This is a genomic window from Pelagibius sp. (assembly GCF_965249265.1).
In the GTDB taxonomy this organism is placed as follows: domain Bacteria; phylum Pseudomonadota; class Alphaproteobacteria; order Kiloniellales; family Kiloniellaceae; genus Pelagibius.
In genome coordinates this window covers 3192752-3211442 of record NZ_OZ252224.1, presented here as the reverse complement: position 1 = coordinate 3211442, position 18691 = coordinate 3192752, and the positions used below count along the sequence as shown (strand labels likewise).

16 protein-coding genes are annotated in these 18691 nt (G+C 59.8%); 13 read left to right on the top strand and 3 right to left on the bottom strand.

Translation table 11 applies throughout. From position 1 onward, the window contains the following. Window positions 1-551 precede the first annotated feature (551 nt). The 13 genes from ACP146_RS15290 to ACP146_RS15230 all read left to right on the top strand — a co-directional run bounded on the left by ACP146_RS15290 (window position 552) and on the right by ACP146_RS15230 (window position 15162). Window positions 552-1394 (top strand): flagellin, encoded by an 843-nt coding sequence (locus ACP146_RS15290; RefSeq protein ID WP_422367615.1) that lies wholly within the window; start codon window positions 552-554, stop codon window positions 1392-1394. 383 nt (window positions 1395-1777) lie between these two features. Then, the gene (locus ACP146_RS15285; RefSeq protein WP_422367614.1) at window positions 1778-2614 is read left to right on the top strand and encodes a flagellin; all 837 of its coding nucleotides are present in this window, start codon (window positions 1778-1780) and stop codon (window positions 2612-2614) included. A gap of 394 nt (window positions 2615-3008) precedes the next feature. Further along, on the top strand, window positions 3009-3848 hold the full coding sequence (locus tag ACP146_RS15280; RefSeq protein ID WP_422367613.1) for a flagellin: 840 nt from the start codon (window positions 3009-3011) through the stop codon (window positions 3846-3848). Window positions 3849-3932: 84 nt separating this feature from the next. Then, window positions 3933-4766: a flagellin gene (locus ACP146_RS15275; RefSeq protein ID WP_422367612.1), complete on the top strand. Its 834-nt coding sequence runs from the start codon at window positions 3933-3935 to the stop codon at window positions 4764-4766. A 675-nt stretch (window positions 4767-5441) separates the two neighbouring features. Continuing rightward, window positions 5442-6284 carry a flagellin gene (locus ACP146_RS15270; protein WP_422367611.1) on the top strand — a complete coding sequence of 281 codons (843 nt, stop codon included), beginning with the start codon at window positions 5442-5444 and terminating at the stop codon, window positions 6282-6284. An 84-nt stretch (window positions 6285-6368) separates the two neighbouring features. Beyond that, on the top strand, window positions 6369-7202 hold the full coding sequence (locus tag ACP146_RS15265) for a flagellin (RefSeq protein WP_422367610.1): 834 nt from the start codon (window positions 6369-6371) through the stop codon (window positions 7200-7202). An 81-nt stretch (window positions 7203-7283) separates the two neighbouring features. Continuing rightward, window positions 7284-8129, top strand: coding sequence for a flagellin (locus ACP146_RS15260; protein ID WP_422367609.1), 846 nt, complete (start codon window positions 7284-7286; stop codon window positions 8127-8129). An 81-nt stretch (window positions 8130-8210) separates the two neighbouring features. Further along, on the top strand, window positions 8211-9050 hold the full coding sequence (locus ACP146_RS15255; protein ID WP_422367608.1) for a flagellin: 840 nt from the start codon (window positions 8211-8213) through the stop codon (window positions 9048-9050). 84 nt (window positions 9051-9134) lie between these two features. Next, a complete protein-coding gene (locus tag ACP146_RS15250; protein ID WP_422367607.1) occupies window positions 9135-9968 on the top strand; it encodes a flagellin in 834 nt (277 codons plus the stop codon). A 102-nt stretch (window positions 9969-10070) separates the two neighbouring features. Then, entirely contained in the window at window positions 10071-10463 is a 393-nt protein-coding gene (locus tag ACP146_RS15245; protein ID WP_422367606.1) for a hypothetical protein, read from the top strand. An 81-nt stretch (window positions 10464-10544) separates the two neighbouring features. Next, a complete protein-coding gene (gene fliD / locus ACP146_RS15240) occupies window positions 10545-12263 on the top strand; it encodes a flagellar filament capping protein FliD (protein WP_422367605.1) in 1719 nt (572 codons plus the stop codon). A 50-nt stretch (window positions 12264-12313) separates the two neighbouring features. Continuing rightward, a complete protein-coding gene (gene fliS, locus ACP146_RS15235) occupies window positions 12314-12784 on the top strand; it encodes a flagellar export chaperone FliS (RefSeq protein ID WP_422367604.1) in 471 nt (156 codons plus the stop codon). A 209-nt stretch (window positions 12785-12993) separates the two neighbouring features. Next, the gene (locus ACP146_RS15230) at window positions 12994-15162 is read left to right on the top strand and encodes a tetratricopeptide repeat protein (RefSeq protein WP_422367603.1); all 2169 of its coding nucleotides are present in this window, start codon (window positions 12994-12996) and stop codon (window positions 15160-15162) included. A 101-nt stretch (window positions 15163-15263) separates the two neighbouring features. Here the strand turns inward: ACP146_RS15230 and fliW are convergent, their stop codons facing one another. Genes fliW through flgK form a run of 3 tightly spaced genes read right to left on the bottom strand, consistent with a single transcriptional unit; the run spans window position 15264 to window position 18653 of the window. Continuing rightward, complete coding sequence (gene fliW, locus ACP146_RS15225) at window positions 15264-15776, bottom strand: flagellar assembly protein FliW (RefSeq protein WP_422367602.1); 513 nt, start codon at window positions 15774-15776, stop codon at window positions 15264-15266. A gap of 56 nt (window positions 15777-15832) precedes the next feature. Next, the gene (locus ACP146_RS15220; protein WP_422367601.1) at window positions 15833-16753 is read right to left on the bottom strand and encodes a flagellin; all 921 of its coding nucleotides are present in this window, start codon (window positions 16751-16753) and stop codon (window positions 15833-15835) included. A 13-nt stretch (window positions 16754-16766) separates the two neighbouring features. Beyond that, on the bottom strand, window positions 16767-18653 hold the full coding sequence (gene flgK, locus ACP146_RS15215) for a flagellar hook-associated protein FlgK (protein ID WP_422367600.1): 1887 nt from the start codon (window positions 18651-18653) through the stop codon (window positions 16767-16769). Window positions 18654-18691 lie beyond the last annotated feature (38 nt).

Here is an 18691-nt window from a genome sequence, read left to right as displayed (position 1 = left end):
GGCGGTTCTTGCCCTGCAGTTCTTGCTGCCCGCTGGACAAGCTTGCCGAGTTTGCCGGGTCAGAGGCGGCGCTGGAGGGAAGGCCGCGGGCCGGATCGTTCGAGCAGATCCTGCGTGTGTGCCAGAATTGGGTTTTCGTCGATTGATCGGCTTGCCGTCTGGCTTGTCGGAGCAGGGATGAGAACCTTGGCAGCAGGTTCGGGATGTTCCTGCTCGGGTGTTTCATCCGGGTGATCATCCGGGTGATTCATAAGGTGTGTTTCGATTGCCGTGGCGTGACGAGGCCTGGCAATGGCGCCCCTGAGCCCGGCATTCTTTTCCTCGGAAATGCTGCAGCTTTTTCCCCGAACTGTCGCCGATGCCGACCTCGTACCGTTGCGTACTCGGCGATAAGAATATGTAAATAAAAGAGAAAATAGAAAAATCGAGAGTTGGCACAGTCTGTGCTTCTTAGGGTTTGCCCGGCTGTGATTGGGAGTCTGCTCAATCCAGAACTTGGAAGAGACAGGTGATCACCGGGCCTCTGCCCTAGCAGGTAACTGGAGTGGACCATGCCTACAGTAACAACGAACACCGCGGCCAACTCGGCCCTCAGGTTTCTGAACTTCAATTCGATGATGTCTGGGAACTCGGTTTCCAAACTGGCGTCAGGCTCGCGCATTGTGAAAGCGTCCGACGACGCGGCCGGCCTTGCCATCGGCACGCGGCTCCTGGCCGATGTGACGGTGCTTCGCCAGTCGTCCGTGAACGCCTCCCAGGGGGCCTCGGTGCTCCAGGTGGCCGATGGCGGATTGGCGCGTATTGCCGACGTGCTTCAGCGAATGAAGGCCCTGGCGGCGCAATCCCTCTCGGGTGTTCCTTCCAACACGGAGCGCGGCTTCATCGACGCCGAGTTTCAGGAGCTACGCTCGGAAATCACGGCCATCGCCCAGACGACGCGGTTCAACGGCGCTTCCCTGTTGGATGGTACCGGTGCGACGACACAGAACTTCTTCGTTGGCACGGAAGCCGGTGACAACATCACCGTGACCTATTCCGCTCTGGCCGCCAGCGCCGACTTCTATTCGGCCGCCGGGATCGGCATAACGGCAACGACCAACGTTGCCAGTGCCGGCGCCGCCTCGGCTGCGATGTCGGTGGTCGATCGGGCAATCGATCTGATCTCCGAATCCCGGGCAACGGTTGGTGGTCTTGTCTCCCGTTTCGAGTTCCGCGGCCAACAGATAGCCACGTCCTTGGAAAACATAGAGGCTGCAAAGTCTTCCATTATGGATGTCGATTTGGCGGCGGAACAGAGTAGGCTGGTATCGTCCCAGGTTCTGGTTCAGGCTTCGGTATCGGCCCTTTCGCAGGCGAACGAGTTGCCGCAGGCACTCCTCAGATTACTCCAGTAAAACCTCGTTGGGCAGAGGTGGACGGGGCGGGGAACCAGGTTCGGTTCCTCGCCCCATTTTTTTGCCTGTTGGGGGCGTGCTGCAGGCCGTCATTTAAGGCGGCCGTTTGGTACCACAAAGAACGCTTCGCCCTTATTCGTTCCGGCAGGCAAAGTTTTCCCTTTGGGCAGAAAGAACTTCCCGCTGTTCCTTTGATGCCGCTGATCATGGACCGGAGATTTCTTATATGTGTTTGATTTTGTTGGGTAAAAAATGGAATCGAAGTTGGCACGATCTGTGCTGTCTATCCTGTGTCCCTTGCTGCACAGCTTATCCCTGCATCGGGGGGTCCGGCAGGCAGCCGGTTCCTGGGCATTTGCCCTAGCAGGTTATTGGAGTAGACGATGCCTACAGTAACGACGAATACAGCCGCCAACTCGGCTCTAAGGTTCCTGAACTTCAACTCTATGATGTCAGGGAACTCGGTCTCCAAGCTGGCTTCGGGCTCACGCATTGTGAAGGCTTCTGATGATGCCGCCGGTCTGGCGATCGGCACACGGCTTCTGGCCGATGTGACGGTGCTTCGGCAGTCAGCGGTGAATGCATCTCAGGGTGCATCGGTGCTGCAGGTGGCCGACGGTGGCCTGGCGCGGATCGCCGATGTGCTGCAGCGCATGAAAGCGCTGGCGGCGCAGTCGCTCTCCGGCGTCCCCTCGAACATCGAGCGCGGTTTCATCGACGCCGAGTTTCAACAGCTTCGTCAGGAAGTCACGGCTATTGCCCAGACGACCCGCTTCAACGGCGATTCGCTGTTGGATGGTTCCGGCCAGTCGCCGCAGAACTTTTTCGTTGGCACCGAAGCGGGTGACAATATTTCTGTCTCTTACTCGACGCTTGCGACAGCGGCGTCCGCTTTCCATGCAACTGCCATTGGGTTGGCCGCCAGCGTGGTCACGCCGACTGCGGCTATCGATGCCATGACGGCGGTCGATGCGGCGATTGATATGATTTCCGAAGCCCGTGCGACAGTGGGTGGTCTGATTTCCCGCTTTGAGTTCCGAGGGCAGCAGATCGCAACCTCCTTGGAGAACATCGAGGCGGCGAAATCATCAATTATGGATGTGGACCTGGCAGCGGAACAGAGTCGATTGGTCTCATCCCAGGTCCTTGTGCAGGCCTCGGTCTCGGCATTGTCCCAGGCCAACGAACTGCCGCAGGCGCTGCTGCGATTGCTGCAGTAGCAGAGGGTCTTCATCCTGGCGTCGGCGGCATAAACAAGTTTTCCTATCCGATTTGGCTAAGAATACTAGTCTATCGTTATAGGTGTTTTTGATCGGTAAGTTTCGCCCGTTTTCCGCGAGATGCGGCAAGTTTTGCCTAGGCAACCAGGCAAAACTTGCCGCATCGTCGGTACTGGCGTTGAGGTTCTTCATAAAAGGAATCGCCTAATCCATTGTCTTGAAAGCCTATCAATCCACAGACGATGGACTTGGCATTCGGTTTGCTGAATAGGCGACAGGCATCCTGCGTCGAGTCAGGTTCGGCGTGGGATCACAGGGGTTTGTCCAAGTAGGACGAACATTGCACCTCACTGCAGGACGTAGTGAGGGCACTTCATGTAGAAGGAAAAAAACCATGCCTGTTGTTGCTACGAATACGGCGGCCAACTCGGCTCTTCGTTATCTCAATAACAACTCTGCCCAAGCGGCGAGTTCGGTGAGCAAGCTGGCTTCCGGCTCGCGCATCGTTAAAGCTTCGGACGATGCTGCGGGTCTGGCCATCGGCACGCGTTTGAATGCTGACGTCACCGCATTGACCCAGGCGGGGATCAATGCCTCCCAGGGTGCTTCGGTGGTGCAGGTTGCCGACGGCGGTCTCGGCCGTATCGGCGATGTGCTGCAGCGTATGAAGGCTCTGGCGGCCCAGTCTCTGTCGGGTGTTCCGACCAATACGGAGCGCGGCTTCATCGACGCCGAGTTCCAGGAACTGGTGGATGAAATCACCGCCATTGCCGTGACGACCCGCTTCAACGGCGCGTCGCTGCTGAACGGTTCGGCCGTGGCATCCGACTACTTCGTTGGTACGGATGTGGCCGACACCATTACGGTGGCCTTCTCCGCCCTGGCGGGCGCCACCTCCGCGTTCCACGCGACGGCTCTCTTTGCCGGTGTGGTTCAGTCGGTTGGCACTGTTACAGCCGCAACGGCTGCGATGGCGGCGATCGATGTTGCGATCAATAGTGTCTCCGAAGCGCGTGCGACGGCTGGTGCGTTGATTTCTCGTTTCGAGTTCCGCGGTCAGCAGATCGCGACCTCGCTCGAGAACATCGATGCGGCCAAGTCTGCGATCATGGACGTCGATCTGGCGGCTGAACAAAGTAAGCTGGTGTCTAACCAGGTCCTTGTTCAGGCGGCGGTCTCGGCCGTGTCGCAGGCCAACCAGATCCCGCAGTCGCTGCTGCGCGTGCTGCAGTAGAATATGTTGGCCAAGTAGGCCGATTAGCTTGGCCCGTCCCGGAAAGAGGCGGGCTGATAAACTTCAAGTAGAAGGAACAGAACTATGCCTGTTGTTGCTACGAATACGGCGGCCAACTCCGCCCTTCGTTATCTCAATAACAACTCTGCCCAGGCGGCGAGTTCGGTGAGTAAGCTGGCTTCCGGCTCGCGCATCGTGAAGGCTTCTGACGACGCCGCCGGCCTTGCCATCGGCACGCGTTTGAATGCTGACGTGACCGCCCTGACCCAGGCGGGGATCAATGCCTCCCAGGGTGCCTCGGTGGTGCAGGTTGCCGATGGTGGTCTTGGCCGTATCGCCGACGTTCTGCAGCGTATGAAGGCCCTGGCGGCCCAGTCGCTGTCGGGTGTCCCGACCGATACGGAACGCGGCTTCATCGATGCCGAGTTCCAGCAGCTGATAAGTGAAATCACCGACATTGCCGGTACGACCCGTTTTAACGGCCAATCGCTGTTGGATGGTAATGCTGCCACGGCTGATTACTTCGTCGGTACCGACGTCGCGGATACGATTGGTGTTGACTTCCAGGACCTGGCCGGCAGTGCGACGGCCTTTGATGCTGCGGGTCTCACCATTACCGGCAATGTGGCCTCGGCCACGGGTGCGTCCGCATCCATGTCGGCGATCGACCGTGCCATCGACCTGGTGTCTGAGGCTCGGGCGACGGCTGGTGCGTTGATTTCTCGTTTCGAGTTCCGCGGTCAGCAGATCGCCACCTCGCTCGAGAACATCGATGCGGCCAAGTCTGCGATCATGGACGTCGATCTGGCGGCTGAACAGAGCAAGCTGGTCTCTAACCAGGTCCTTGTTCAGGCGGCGGTCTCGGCTGTGTCGCAGGCCAACCAGATACCGCAGTCTCTGTTGCGGGTGCTGCAGTAAGTCTCAAAGTACATACCGCCTTTCTGGAAGGGGGCGCCGGTTCGCCGGCGCCCTCTTTTTTTATTGAGCGCGCTCAACGCCAGAAGCAGATTCTGACCGGACTGCTTCCCGCCCGCCTTGCTTTCTTGGCGAAACGCTTTCGTATGGAAGGCCTGTCGCTGCTGTAGACTGCAGTCCCCAGCGTTCTTCACCGAAAAGACGATCCGCTCGGGCCTGCGACGTCCGAAAGACCTGAATCCGCAGTTTGCCGGCAATCCCCTCCGCACAAATGAACTGTCCCGGACGGCCTTGAGCCTGTCCCGCAACTGACGCATGCCCGGTGTCCGGCATGACACCCGCAATCTCGCTGCAAGGCGCCTTCGGAGGCTCTGCTTCAGGCGGCAGGATTTGCCGATTCAGGCCGTTGCCCGGCAAATTTTGCCGCGCAGTCCGGCAATTATTGCCGTTTTCATGAGATAGAAAGACCATGTGATTACTCAACCTATAAAGCTAAACATCTAGAATTTCTGCCACTATCGTCATAATCGATATTGTGGAATCCATTTTGCTTAGTGCTTGCCGGATCTTTGCGCTCGGATTCTGTCCGACGCGAGGTTTTGGGGCGGCCAAGTAGGACGCCTCTCGTACCCCACCGCAGGATGTGGTGAGGACGCTTCAAGTAGAAGGAACAGAACCATGCCTGTTGTTGCTACGAACACGGCGGCCAATTCCGCCCTTCGTTTCCTCAATAACAACTCGGCTGAGGCTGCCGCCTCGGTGGGCAAGCTGGCTTCCGGCTCGCGCATCGTGAAGGCTTCTGACGACGCTGCCGGTCTGGCCATCGGCACCCGTCTGATGGCCGACGTGACGTCGCTCACCCAGGCGGGGATCAACGCCTCTCAGGGTGCTTCGGTGGTGCAGGTTGCCGACGGCGGTCTCGGCCGTATCGGCGACGTGCTGCAGCGTATGAAGGCCCTGGCGGCCCAGTCGCTGTCGGGTGTTCCGACCAATACGGAACGTGGCTTCATCGACGCCGAGTTCGCCGAGTTGCAGGCGGAGATAACCGACATCGCCACGACCACGCGCTTCAACGGTCAGTCCTTGTTGACCGGTTCTGCTGCCGCGGCCGACTACTTCGTCGGTACCGATGTCAGCGATACCATCACCGTCAACTTTGGCACCCTTGCCGCGGGCACCAGTGACTTCAGGGTCGGGGCTCTCGGCCTGAGTACATCTGTGGTCGGTGTCGATACGGCGGCCAGTGCCGTCGGCGCTATGTCGTTGATCGACACTGCGATCGATACGATCTCGGAAGCGCGGGCGACGTCTGGTGCGCTGATTTCCCGTTTTGAGTTCCGCGGTCAGCAGATCGCCACCTCGCTCGAGAACATCGATGCGGCCAAGTCTGCGATCATGGATGTCGATCTGGCGGCTGAACAAAGTAAGCTGGTTTCCAACCAGGTGCTTGTTCAGGCGGCGGTCTCGGCCGTGTCGCAGGCCAACCAGATCCCGCAGTCTCTGCTGCGGGTGTTGCAGTAGAAGGTGTCGGCCAAGTAGGCCGGCTGAATTTGCCCGTTTTAGGAAGAGGCGGGCTGATAAACTTCAAGTAGAAGGAATAGAACCATGCCTGTTGTTGCTACGAATACGGCGGCGAACTCCGCCCTTCGTTTCCTCAATAACAACTCGTCTCAGGCTGCCGCCTCGGTGGGTAAGCTGGCTTCCGGCTCGCGCATCGTGAAGGCCTCCGACGACGCTGCCGGTCTGGCCATCGGCACCCGTCTGATGGCCGACGTGACGTCGCTGACCCAGGCGGGGATCAATGCCTCCCAGGGTGCGTCTGTTGTGCAGGTTGCCGACGGCGGTCTCGGCCGTATCGGCGACGTGCTGCAGCGTATGAAGGCTCTTGCAGCCCAGTCGCTGTCGGGTGTTCCGACCGATACGGAACGCGGCTTTATCGATGCCGAGTTCCAGCAACTGGTGAGTGAAATCACCGACATTGCCGATACGACCCGCTTCAATGGCCAGTCGCTGTTGGACGGCGGCGCCGCGACCGCTGACTACTTCGTCGGTACCGACGTCGCGGATACGATTGGTGTTGACTTCCAGGATCTGGCCAACAGTGCAACGGCCTTTGATGCTGCGGGTCTCACCATTACCGGCAATGTGGCCTCGGCCACGGGTGCGTCCGCATCCATGTCGGCGATCGACCGTGCCATCGACCTGGTCTCTGAAGCCCGGGCGACGGCCGGTGCGTTGATTTCCCGTTTCGAGTTCCGCGGTCAGCAGATCGCGACCTCGCTCGAGAACATCGACGCGGCCAAGTCTGCGATCATGGATGTCGATCTGGCGGCTGAACAAAGTAAGCTGGTGTCCAACCAGGTGCTTGTTCAGGCGGCGGTCTCGGCCGTGTCGCAGGCCAATCAGATCCCGCAGTCGCTGTTGCGGGTGCTGCAGTAATCGTTGGCCAAGTAGGCCGACTCGTCTGGCCCGCCCCAGGAAGAGGCGGGTGGAACGACTTCAAGTAGAAGGAACAGAACCATGCCTGTTGTTGCTACGAATACGGCGGCCAATTCCGCCCTTCGTTTTCTTAACAATAACTCGTCCCAGGCTTCGGCCTCGGTGGGCAAGCTGGCTTCCGGCTCGCGCATCGTGAAGGCCTCTGACGACGCTGCCGGTCTTGCCATCGGCACCCGTCTGATGGCCGACGTGACGGCGCTCACCCAGGCGGGGATCAATGCCTCCCAGGGTGCTTCGGTGGTGCAGGTTGCCGACGGCGGTCTCGGCCGCATCGGCGACGTGCTGCAGCGTATGAAGGCCCTGGCAGCCCAGTCGCTGTCGGGTGTCCCGACCAATACGGAGCGCGGCTTCATCGATGCCGAGTTCCAGGAGCTGCGTGAGGAAATCACCGCCATTGCCGTGACGACCCGTTTCAACGGGGCGTCGCTTCTCGACGGAGCGACGGCTGCTGCCGACGCGGCGGACTACTTTGTGGGTACCGATGTCAGCGACACGATCACGGTGGCCTTCACCGCCTTGGCTGGCGTTGATGCCTTCCATGCGACGGCCTTGAGCCTCTCGGCCACGGCGGACGTTGCCACGGTCACGGCTGCTATCGAAGCCATGACGGCGATCGATGCGGCGATTGATCTGGTCTCCGAAGCGCGTGCGACGGCTGGTGCGTTGATTTCTCGTTTCGAGTTCCGCGGTCAGCAGATCGCGACCTCGCTCGAGAACATCGACGCGGCCAAGTCTGCGATCATGGATGTCGATCTGGCGGCTGAACAAAGTAAGCTGGTGTCCAACCAGGTGCTTGTTCAGGCGGCGGTCTCGGCCGTGTCGCAGGCCAATCAGATCCCGCAGTCGCTGTTGCGGGTGCTGCAGTAATCGTTGGCCAAGTAGGCCGACTCGTCTGGCCCGCCCCAGGAAGAGGCGGGTGGAACGACTTCAAGTAGAAGGAACAGAACCATGCCTGTTGTTGCTACGAATACGGCGGCCAATTCCGCCCTTCGTTACCTAAACATGAACTCGTCCGAGGCTTCTGCCTCGGTGAGTAAGCTGGCTTCCGGCTCGCGCATCGTGAAGGCCTCCGACGACGCTGCCGGTCTTGCCATCGGTACCCGTCTGATGGCCGACGTGACGGCGCTCACCCAGGCGGGGATCAATGCCTCCCAGGGTGCTTCGGTGGTGCAGGTTGCCGACGGCGGTCTCGGCCGTATCGGTGACGTGCTGCAGCGTATGAAGGCCCTGGCGGCCCAGTCGCTGTCGGGTGTTCCGACCAATACGGAACGTGGCTTCATCGATGCCGAGTTCCAGCAATTGAAGTCTGAAATCACCGATATCGCGACCACGACCCGGTTCAATGGTGCTTCCCTTCTTGATGGCGGTGCAGCCGCTGCCACACCGTCGGATTATTTTGTGGGTACCGATGTCAGTGATACGATTACCGTGACCTTCACGGCTTTGGCTGGTGCTGCCGGGTTCACCTCGACCTTGCTGGGTATCACCGGCAACGTTGGCTCGGCTGCCGCTGCGACTGCGGCGATGGCTGCCATCGACACGGCCATCGATACGGTTTCCGAAGCGCGTGCGACGGCTGGTGCGTTGATTTCCCGTTTCGAGTTCCGTGGTCAGCAGATCGCGACCTCGCTCGAGAACATCGATGCGGCCAAGTCTGCGATCATGGACGTCGATCTGGCGGCTGAACAAAGTAAGCTGGTCTCCAGCCAGGTGCTTGTTCAGGCGGCGGTCTCGGCCGTGTCGCAGGCCAACCAGATCCCGCAGTCCCTGCTGCGGGTGCTGCAGTAAAAGGTGTTGGCCATGTAGGCCGACTCGTCTGGCCCGCCCCGCAAAGGGGCGGGCGGAACGACTTCAAGTAGAAGGAACAGAACCATGCCTGTTGTTGCTACGAATACGGCGGCCAATTCCGCCCTTCGTTATCTCAATAATAACTCCGCCAATGCTTCGGCGTCGGTGGGCAAGCTGGCTTCCGGCTCGCGCATCGTGAAAGCATCTGACGACGCCGCCGGTCTTGCCATCGGCACCCGTCTGATGGCCGACGTGACGGCGCTCACCCAGGCGGGGATCAACGCCTCCCAGGGTGCGTCTGTTGTGCAGGTTGCCGACGGCGGTCTCGGCCGCATCGGCGACGTGCTGCAGCGTATGAAGGCCCTGGCGGCCCAGTCGCTGTCGGGTGTTCCGACCAATACGGAGCGCGGCTTCATCGACGCCGAGTTCCAGGAGTTGGTGAGTGAAATCACCGCCATCGCCGATACGACCCGCTTCAACGGTCAGTCTCTGCTGGATGGGACGCCGGCGACCGCCGACTACTTTGTCGGTACCGACGTCAGCGATACCATCACAGTTGACTTTCAGGCTCTTGCCACGGGCTTCTCTGCCTTCGGTGCGGCAACCCTGGGCGTGAACCTGTCGGTCGGTACGTCCGGTGCGGCCTCGGCTTCGATGGATGCTGTCGATGCAGCCATCGACGCGGTTTCTGAAGCCAGGGCCACGGCCGGTGCGTTGATTTCCCGTTTCGAGTTCCGCGGTCAACAGATCGCGACCTCGCTCGAGAACATCGATGCGGCCAAGTCTGCGATCATGGACGTCGATCTGGCGGCTGAACAGAGCAAGCTGGTTTCCAACCAGGTGCTTGTTCAGGCGGCGGTGTCGGCCGTGTCGCAAGCCAACCAGATCCCTCAGTCCCTGCTGCGCGTGCTGCAGTAAGGCCGGGATTAAGCTTGGGTCCTCAGTCGGGGCGGGGCATTTTCGCTCCGCCCCTGCTGAGCCAGTCGACGATCCGAGCCCGCAAAAGGAGGGCTTAGTATCATGGATGCGAAATTGTTGGTTTCGACCGCGCTGGTTACCTCGCAAGCCAGCGTGCCGGCACAGAGCGCAGCGTCACCTCAGGCGGGCAACGTACTGCGGCGCCCGGCCGAGGCGGCGACCGTATCGGCGTCCGCTAAGGGGGCAAAGACGGAGGCTGGAGAGCCGCTCGCGGCCGTTATTGACGGACAACAGCCAGCGGCGACGGGGCAGGGGGCGCCGAATTCAGCGCTTACCACCTATCGTGACCAGGACAGCGGCCGGCTCATTGTGAGAGTGTACGACCGTGAAAATGGTGATGTTCTGATAGAATTTCCACCAGAACGCGCATTTCGGCCTGTTGACGGCCCGCTGAAGAGCCCGCAGGCCAAGGCCAGAAACAGTTTTTCGGTTTAAGGTTAACCCATTGATAACTAATAATTCTTAACGGAATTTAAGCGATTGGGGACGTAGCATTGGGCGGATAGGAGAAGTCTGATGGTTGCAGGTACTCAAGGTACGGTTTCCTTTATCGGAAACTCCCCCCTTCTGACCGGTTCGTTTTCCGGTCTGGACACGGCTGCCATTATCGAGGCCTCGCTTGCGGTCAAGCGCATTCCTATCGACCGGCTGAACAACCGGATCTCCGAGAACGATACACGGATCGCCGCCTTCAACGAGTTCAAGGCGCTCTTGGAGACGATGCAGTCGGCCGTCAACGGCCTGCGCAATCCGCCGGGCTCCGTCGGTATTCTCAACAATGTCTTCGAGCAGAAATCAGCCTTCGTTACGTCCAATACATCGACGCCGGGAACCGATATTCTGGGCGCGACCGCTACGAATAACGCCACCGCCGGGACCTATGAGATTGACGTCCTGCAGATCGCCCAAGCACACAAGATTTCCGGCGGCACCCTTGCCGATGTGACGACGAACCTAGGTGTCACCGAGACTTTGACTGTGAACCTTGCCGGCGCCACCGCTGGAGAAACGGTCGATATCGCCATTACGGACGGCATGACCGCGACCGATGTGGTCTTTGCGATCAATGCGGTGACCGGCACCACAGGCGTTCGCGCTTCGGCTCTGAAGATTGCTGACGGTGACTACCGTATTGTTTTCACGGCTGAAGAGACCAATCGCAACATTGAACTCACTGGCGCCGCTACCCTGGCCGGCTTGAACGCGACCACGCCGACGGAGCTGGATGCGGCTCAGCCGGCTCGGCTGAGGCTCGATGGTATTGCCACCGTAATTGAGCGCGATTCCAATGAGATCAACGATCTGATCGACAACGTGACCATCGATCTCTTCAAGGCGGATGTCGATGCCATGGGGGATCCGATCACCACTGTTACCCTGGAAATTGAAGCCGATCTCACTGGGGTCAGAGGGCAGATCGATGATTTTGTCGCGGCCTACAATGACGTCAAGCTCTTCCTGAAGTCTCAGAGCGTTGTCTCTGAGGACGGCGAGATTGATGCTGCCGCCATCCTGTTCGGTGACAACCTGCTGCGCTCTCTCGGGCGGGACCTCGGCACCGACATCGCTGAACTGGTCGACGGGCTCGACTCTACGGCACTGTCCACCCTGCGCAATGTGGGCATCGAATTGAACGACGAAGGCCTGCTGACGGTCGACGAAGGCACCTTGAATGCCAACCTGGTCGACAAACTGGATGAGGTGCGCGGGGTCTTCGAGTTTGGTTTCCAGTCCAGCTCACCGGACGTCCGTCTGGTTGCGCGCAACGAGCTGCTGAATGTCGGCGACTTCACCATCGTGGATCCCGGCGGCGCCATCGACGGAACGAACCTTCAGGTCGGAGGTGTCGACGCCTTCGAAGTCGACGGGGGCGTCCTGCGTGGCTTGGACGGTACGATTTACGAGGGTATGAGCCTTGCCTATAACCGGGATACCAGCGATGCAGGCGCGCCGCCGGTAAACATCGATATCTCCACCTCTCTCGGCATTGCCGAACGCCTCTATCAGCGTCTCGACGACTATGTGAATGCTGGCGACGGTCTGATCACCGAGGAGGTGATCCGCCTGTCGGCTCAGAATGAGGATTTTGTCGACGAGATCCAAACCATCGAGGCCCGCCTGCTGATCTTCCAGAACAAGCTGATCGAGAAGTATGCCGCCATGGAGCGGGCAGTAGCCGCCGCTGAAGCGGCATCCAGTCAGCTTCAGGCCTTTCTCAAGGGCGGTGACGACTAAGTGGTCGCGACGCTGCTTTCCCAAAATTCTGTTGTTCGAGGTCCGGGAACGTGACGCAGTCTTACAACGCCCTTTCCGCTTATCAGGCGGCCTCCAAGATGGTCAGTTCGCTCGGCGCCGTCGTGCTGCTCTATGATGCGATGATCAAGGAAGTGGCCAACGCCAAGACGGCCATCGAGGAAAACCGGATCGAGGATCGCTTCAACGCCACCCAGAAGGCCTGCAAGGTCCTGGTCGGGCTGCAGTCCCACCTGGACTTTGAAAAGGGCGGCGACGTTTCCCTGATGCTGGACCAGTTCTATCACACGATCTTCCGTGACCTTCAGCAGGTCAACATGAAGAACTCGACCGAAGTCTGTGATGGAATCATTACCGCGCTCGGCGAGGTGAGGGCGAGCTGGGCGGAACTGGCCAAGAATGAGCAGCGTACCGGCACGCCGGACGGCAAGACAGGCCAGGCAACGGCGGCCCCGGAAGCAGAGAAGCCCTCAGAAATCTCGTCCCTGACGCTTTCGATCTAGGACGCTCTCGGTCTGCCGGCAGGCGGGCGCAAAAAGCCCTTTCGGCACCCATGCTGATCCGGCGCTCAAACCTATTTCGGTTAAGTCAATAGGCGGAAAGGTTCTCTTAGTAAATGGGAGCTTAACCTGTCCTCTGCGGGTCTGTGTCGGTTGCGACCGGATTCCCACGCGATCGCAATTTGTTTCATGTCTCCGATGAGCAGGACAGTATGAGTCACGAGCAGGCAGCCTCCGAAGCCGGTGCCAAGCCGTCCTCCAAGACCAAGCGGCCTGGCAAAAAGGGCCGGTCCGGCGGCAAGCAGAGCACCAAGTCCTTACGCAATCCTGAGAAAATGATTGCGGCGGCACGCGAGAAGATCGACAACAAGCGGCCGAAAGACGCGGTAGTCCTGCTAAAGCGCGCTCTTTCCATCCAGCGGAACAACGCCGTAGCCACGGCACTCCTGGGCAAGGCCTATCATCTTCAGCGGAAGTTCAAAGAAGCACGCAAGATGATCGAGCGCGCCTTGGAAGTCGATGTCATGGAGCCTGAAGTCCATGTTTGCCATGGCAGGATCCTGCACAGCTTCGGCGAGTTGGATGCAGCAGCAAATGCCTTTACGCATGCTTTGAAGCTGAACCCGCAGTTCGGGGAGGGCTATCGCGAGCTCGGCGTTCTTTTGATTGATGCCGGTATTCTTGATCAGGCGACCGAGGCCATGATCATGGCGATCAAGCTCAATCCCCAGGACGCGGTTGCGTACTATCACCTGGGTCTGATCAAGAAGATGCAGGGGCAGGAAACCGAGGCGATCGACGCCTACGCTGTGGCCGTCGGCATCAAACCGGATTATGCCGAAGCCCATGTGAACCTGGCGAAGATCGCCATTGATCACGGCAAGCACGAACTTGGCCAGAAGTCCTGCCTGCGGGCGATCGAGGCTGATCCGACTTTGGCGCAGGCCCATATCAACATGGGCATGGTATTGCGCGAACAGAAGAAGTTCGAGGAAGCCTACGAATACGCCAAGCGCGGCGCTGAACTTGATCCCCAGAGCGGCGCCGCTCAGAGTAACTACGGGAATGTGTTGATGGATCTCCATCGCTACAAGGAAGCCGTGGTGGCTTTCCGGAGGGCGATGGAGTTTCAGCCGAGTTTTGCCACCAGTTACTTCAACTATGGAAATGCACTGCGGCTGCTTCATGTATTGGAAAAGGCGCATGCCGCCTATGACAAGGCCTTGGAGCTGGAGCCAGAACGCGGTGAGTTCCAGCACAACAAGGGTCTTGTCTATCAAGAGCAGGGCCAGCACGCGGCCGCCTTGGCGCAGTTCCGCCTGGCCCATGAGCTTACGCCGGAGCATCTGGGCCTGGAGTTTTCGCTGGCCCGGTCACTGTGGAACAACGGGTTCTATGAGGAATCCTGGGAGCACTTCGATGCCGGTCTGACGGGCGAGCTGCGGAAGCCGAACCGCCGGTTCCAGGTGCCGAGATGGCGCGGTGAAGACATTCATGACAAGAGGATTCTGGTCTGGCGTGAGCAGGGTGTTGGTGACGAGATCGATTTTGCCCGCCGCTTCCGCCAAATGATCGATACAGCCGGAACCGTTTTGATTGAAGCGGACCGGCGCCTTGTGCCGATCTTCCAGCGCACCTTTCCAGAGGCGAAGCTGCTGCCCGAGCGGCTCGATGGCAAAAACGACTGGAATCGGGATGATACCGATCTCTATCTGCCGGCCGGCAACCTTATGCAGTACTTTCCCTTCTCTCAGGAAGAGTTGGAGCTGGCCACCAGCTATCCCGACGACGACGTCGAGGCTGCTTTTGCGTGCCAGCGCCGCGGAATCGGTTATGAGGGTTACCTGACCCCTGATCCAGAGCGGGTGGCCGAGATGGCGGAGCGGATTGCCGGCCTGCCGGACGGGCCGAAGGTCGGCATTTGCTGGCGCAGTATGTTTTCGCATCGCGATCGCGACATCCACTATACCGATCTTGAGATGTGGGAGCCCATCCTGACGATCCCGGGGGTCAACTTCGTCAACGTTCAGTACGATCCACGTGAAGACGAGATCTGCGCGATTGAAGACCAGTTCAAGGTCAAGATTCATCGCTGGGATGATCTCGACCTTAGAATGGATCTGGAAGGCGCCTTCGCCCTGACATCCCAGCTTGATCTGGTGATCTCTACATCATCCTCGCCGAACCGCATAGCGGACGCGGTCGGTACCGAAATCTGGCTTATGATGGCCGGCGCCAGTCAGACGGAGCAGCCGGTTTCCGGTGATTTCGGGCTGCCAAACCGTATGGTCTGGCAGCGTCACTGGACCGAGGAATGGCCGGTGCTGCTGGCCCGCGTCGCCCGTGCCTTCAAGGCACGTCTTGACGCGGGAAGCATCTGATTTTTCCGGAAGTCTGAGGGGCTTGCTGGCGGGGACAATTGTCCATCGCCAGCGAGAAGCCTGTCCGACCGCCTGACCAAGATCGATCAGGCCGCCGTTCTCTAGAGTTTATGACGAACGTCGTAGCGGTCATTTGGCATGATGTACTGCCAGGCCTGACGCTTGTTCGTATCGATGAAGATCGGCGCCCGCATGTTCACCGAGGTTTCGAAACTGCTGCCGAGCTTGCGGAATGTGGCGATCAGCATGATGGCGCAGTCCGCGGGCGCGATGCTGAGGGCCTGCTGAGCGGCTTCCACGTCCTTGAGCTCGATCAGGTTGGCCGCCGCGTCATAGGGCAGAACGATGAAAGAGAGATCGGTCGGCTCCAGCGCCTGCAGCAGCATGAAGCTGGATTGTGTCTCGCTGGGCACCATGGCCAGTCCGAAGGTGTCATAACCGACAAAGCCGGGAATCGCCTTCGGGAAGGTTAAGGCCTGGTTAAGGTCGAACTCGATCTTCCCGAACCGGGTGTCGATCGTCTTCGTGTTGCTCCCTCCGGACTGCGGTGCCGAGGCGATCGCTCCAGGGGCTGCTGGTGCTGCCATCTTGGCTGCCGTGTGTTCGCGGGGCATGGTTAACTCCTTACTCATGACGGCTCTATTATCGCCGCAATCTGGTTACGAAATCGCTATCTCAGGTAATTTAACAAGCTTAGCTCGCTGATCCTGGAGAGCGACAGATAGGAACCCTGAAGCTGCACCTCGTCCTGGGCCAGGCGGGTCGTCGTCTCGGCCACGTCCACGTCTTCCAGGGTCGACACAAGGTTGGTCGCATAGGTCAGGTAGTCGTCGTGGCCGGAGTTGGCTGCTTCCAGAACCTTTGAGCTGGCGCCGATGCGGCCGCGAATGTCGCTGAGTCCGTCGACGGCGCTCTTCATCATCGTGTAGGCCTGTTCAAGCACCGCGACGTCCAGGTTGGCGCCGGCGTAGTCCATGTAGGAGAGGGCACGCAGCATCTCCTCAAAAGCCGGCTCGTCGGCCCGGATTCCGTAGTCGGTCTCGAAGGTTTCATCGGTCCGCACCGACAGGGTCAGGTTGTCACCCTGGTAGTAGTCGAAGTCGGCGGTGAAGACGCCCGGCAAGCCGGCCTGGGGGGTGTAGGCCGGGTCATTGAGGTCGATCGCCGGGCTGTCGGTCTGCGATCCGCTGAACAGGTAGCGGTCTTCATGTTGGGTGTTCAGAAGGGATTCCATTTCCGACAGGAAGGTGTTCGAAAATTCCTGAAGCGGCACATCGTTGATGTTTTCACCGGAGATCGCCGAACTCATGATCGCCAGCACTTCGGTTGAGCGCTGCACCATGATGGCCACGGAGGACTCCATGATCCCGAGGCGGGTCATCGCCTGATCGATGTTACGGGTGAATTGCTCGGTCCGAGCGACGGAGCGTTCGATGTTCACCAGCTCGCTGGAGTCCGAGGAGATTGCCGAGTACTGCTGAGCACGCTTGCCGCTGGCCATCTCGATCTGCCGTTCGGCCACCGAGCTCTGGGTGCGCATGGTGTAGGACAGGTTCAGCTGGTGCTGAGCGAAGTTTGCAACGCGGAACATCTATAGCCTCCTATCACCGGGCCAAGTTCAAGAGGGTTTCAAGCATTTCGTCGACGGCCTGAACCAGGCGCGCGGATGCGTTGTAGGCACTCTGAAAGATCGTCATATTGGCCAGCTCTTCATCCAGGTTTACGCCGGCCTCCGACAGGAACTTCGCCTGCAGGTCTTCAAAGAAGAAGGTCTGGAATTCCAGCGCCTCGTCTGAGGACGCCGTGGCGGAGGCATTGAACGATAGAATGACCCCGGCATAGCCGGAAAAGGTCGTGCTGACGGCGGAAGGGCCGTCTGCGACGCTGGCATAGTTGAAGTTCTCGCCGAATGCGTCCGCCAACTGCTGTGCGATCTCGTTATCGCCGACACCCAGCGACATGGTCGGCGGGGTTCCGCGCAGCATGCCGCGGGAGAGGTAGGAAGGGTCGTCGACGATTGACTGGCGGACTTGGATGTTACTGGAAATGCCGAGCTGGGCGCCCTGATTGGCCAGGGCAGGGGTGCCGGTGGCGAGGTCCGGCGTTTCGAACATATCGTTCAGACCGAAGAAGCTCGAGAAACCGAGATAGGTCTCCTGTACCGTATCGCCGTCGGCATCGAACTGGATCGTCGCATCGCCGGAGTCCGCCGCGGGACCGTTGTCCAGAATCGCCAGCCGATAGCCAGGCTCCAGCTTGATTTCCATGCGGTCGTTGTTCCAGGCCGCGGTACCGTAACCGGGCGCCGCGGTCAGGTGCCCGTTGATGGCGGTAATGATGGCCGTGGGCGTGGTGGCGCCGGCCGCGATGGTGAGCGGCGCAGTGACAGAATCGCCGTTGGCATCGAGGATCGCGAAAGTAACGTCCGAACCCAAGGTCAGCGGATCGCCCGGGGTGTTGATCACGCGGGTGCCGTACATGGCGGCCGGATCACCGGCAGCGGTGCCGAGGCCAAAGGGGGTGTTGGCGCCACGGTTATGAACCCGGTTCACTTCGTCGCGCATCTGAGCGGCGAGCTGATCTATCTGGTTGGTCATTGCCGGCAGGGTCTCGTCGCGCATCGCGATCAGCGCTTCGAGCTTGCCGCCTCTGATTTCGGTGGTGATATCGCTTGTCGGCGGCGGCGCGGCCCCGCCATTCAGATAGATACCGCTGATTGTGGCCGGGTAGGTCTCGTTGGCCGTCATGAAGGGCGTGTTGGTGTAGGAGAGGGTGCCGAAGGAGGTTCCGGAGACCAGCGAGCGGCCGGCGGTCGTGAAGAGCCGGACCTGGCCGAAGGAATCGGTGAACTCCTGCAGTTCCATGTACTCCGAGATGGTCTTGATGGCGACGTCACGGCGGTCCTGCAGATCGCCCACCGGCAGGCCCTTGGTGTCGTTGTTGGCGATCTGGGAATTGAGGTCGGCGATGATTTCCAGCTCGGCATTGATGATATCGACCGCGGCATTTATCTCGGCGTCAGCCTGCGACCGCAGCGACTGGACGTTGGTGGCCATGTCGTTGAAATACTGCGCCATTTCAACGGCTTCGTTGACGGCGTCGAAACGGTGGGCGGCGACCTCCGGGCTGTTGGCAACGTTCTCGATGGCGACGGAAAGGTCGGTGATCGAATTGCCGAGGGCATTGTTGTTGCCCAGGGAGCCGAACATGGCCTGCATGCGGTTGTAGTAGTCCGAGGTGACCTTGTTGTTACCCAGAACCGTGGTCTCGTTCATCAGATCGCGGCGCAGGAACTGGTCGATACGGCGGATGATCGAGGCGGTGTCGACGCCGACGCCCTGGCCGCCGAGGACCCGGTTTTCCTGATTGTGGATCTTGCGGGCGTAATTGGGCGTGTTGACGTTGGCCACATTGCCGGAGGTGACCTGCAGCGCGGTCTGGTTCACCTGCAGCCCTGAGAGGGCGTTTGAGAGGGCGATGCTGAGCGACATGTCTTACGTCTCGCTTTGGTCTAAGGCGCTGGCTTGGC

Coding starts and splice junctions, on each gene's coding strand:
- ACP146_RS15260 (WP_422367609.1), top strand. CDS start 7,284: ATGCCTGTTGTTGCTACGAATACGGCGGCCAATTCCGCCCTTCGTTTT.
- ACP146_RS15265 (WP_422367610.1), top strand. CDS start 6,369: ATGCCTGTTGTTGCTACGAATACGGCGGCGAACTCCGCCCTTCGTTTC.
- flgK (WP_422367600.1), bottom strand. CDS start 18,653: ATGTCGCTCAGCATCGCCCTCTCAAACGCCCTCTCAGGGCTGCAGGTG.
- ACP146_RS15280 (WP_422367613.1), top strand. CDS start 3,009: ATGCCTGTTGTTGCTACGAATACGGCGGCCAACTCGGCTCTTCGTTAT.
- ACP146_RS15255 (WP_422367608.1), top strand. CDS start 8,211: ATGCCTGTTGTTGCTACGAATACGGCGGCCAATTCCGCCCTTCGTTAC.
- ACP146_RS15270 (WP_422367611.1), top strand. CDS start 5,442: ATGCCTGTTGTTGCTACGAACACGGCGGCCAATTCCGCCCTTCGTTTC.
- ACP146_RS15245 (WP_422367606.1), top strand. CDS start 10,071: ATGGATGCGAAATTGTTGGTTTCGACCGCGCTGGTTACCTCGCAAGCC.
- ACP146_RS15220 (WP_422367601.1), bottom strand. CDS start 16,753: ATGTTCCGCGTTGCAAACTTCGCTCAGCACCAGCTGAACCTGTCCTAC.
- ACP146_RS15250 (WP_422367607.1), top strand. CDS start 9,135: ATGCCTGTTGTTGCTACGAATACGGCGGCCAATTCCGCCCTTCGTTAT.
- ACP146_RS15285 (WP_422367614.1), top strand. CDS start 1,778: ATGCCTACAGTAACGACGAATACAGCCGCCAACTCGGCTCTAAGGTTC.
- fliD (WP_422367605.1), top strand. CDS start 10,545: ATGGTTGCAGGTACTCAAGGTACGGTTTCCTTTATCGGAAACTCCCCC.
- fliW (WP_422367602.1), bottom strand. CDS start 15,776: ATGCCCCGCGAACACACGGCAGCCAAGATGGCAGCACCAGCAGCCCCT.
- ACP146_RS15275 (WP_422367612.1), top strand. CDS start 3,933: ATGCCTGTTGTTGCTACGAATACGGCGGCCAACTCCGCCCTTCGTTAT.
- ACP146_RS15290 (WP_422367615.1), top strand. CDS start 552: ATGCCTACAGTAACAACGAACACCGCGGCCAACTCGGCCCTCAGGTTT.
- ACP146_RS15230 (WP_422367603.1), top strand. CDS start 12,994: ATGAGTCACGAGCAGGCAGCCTCCGAAGCCGGTGCCAAGCCGTCCTCC.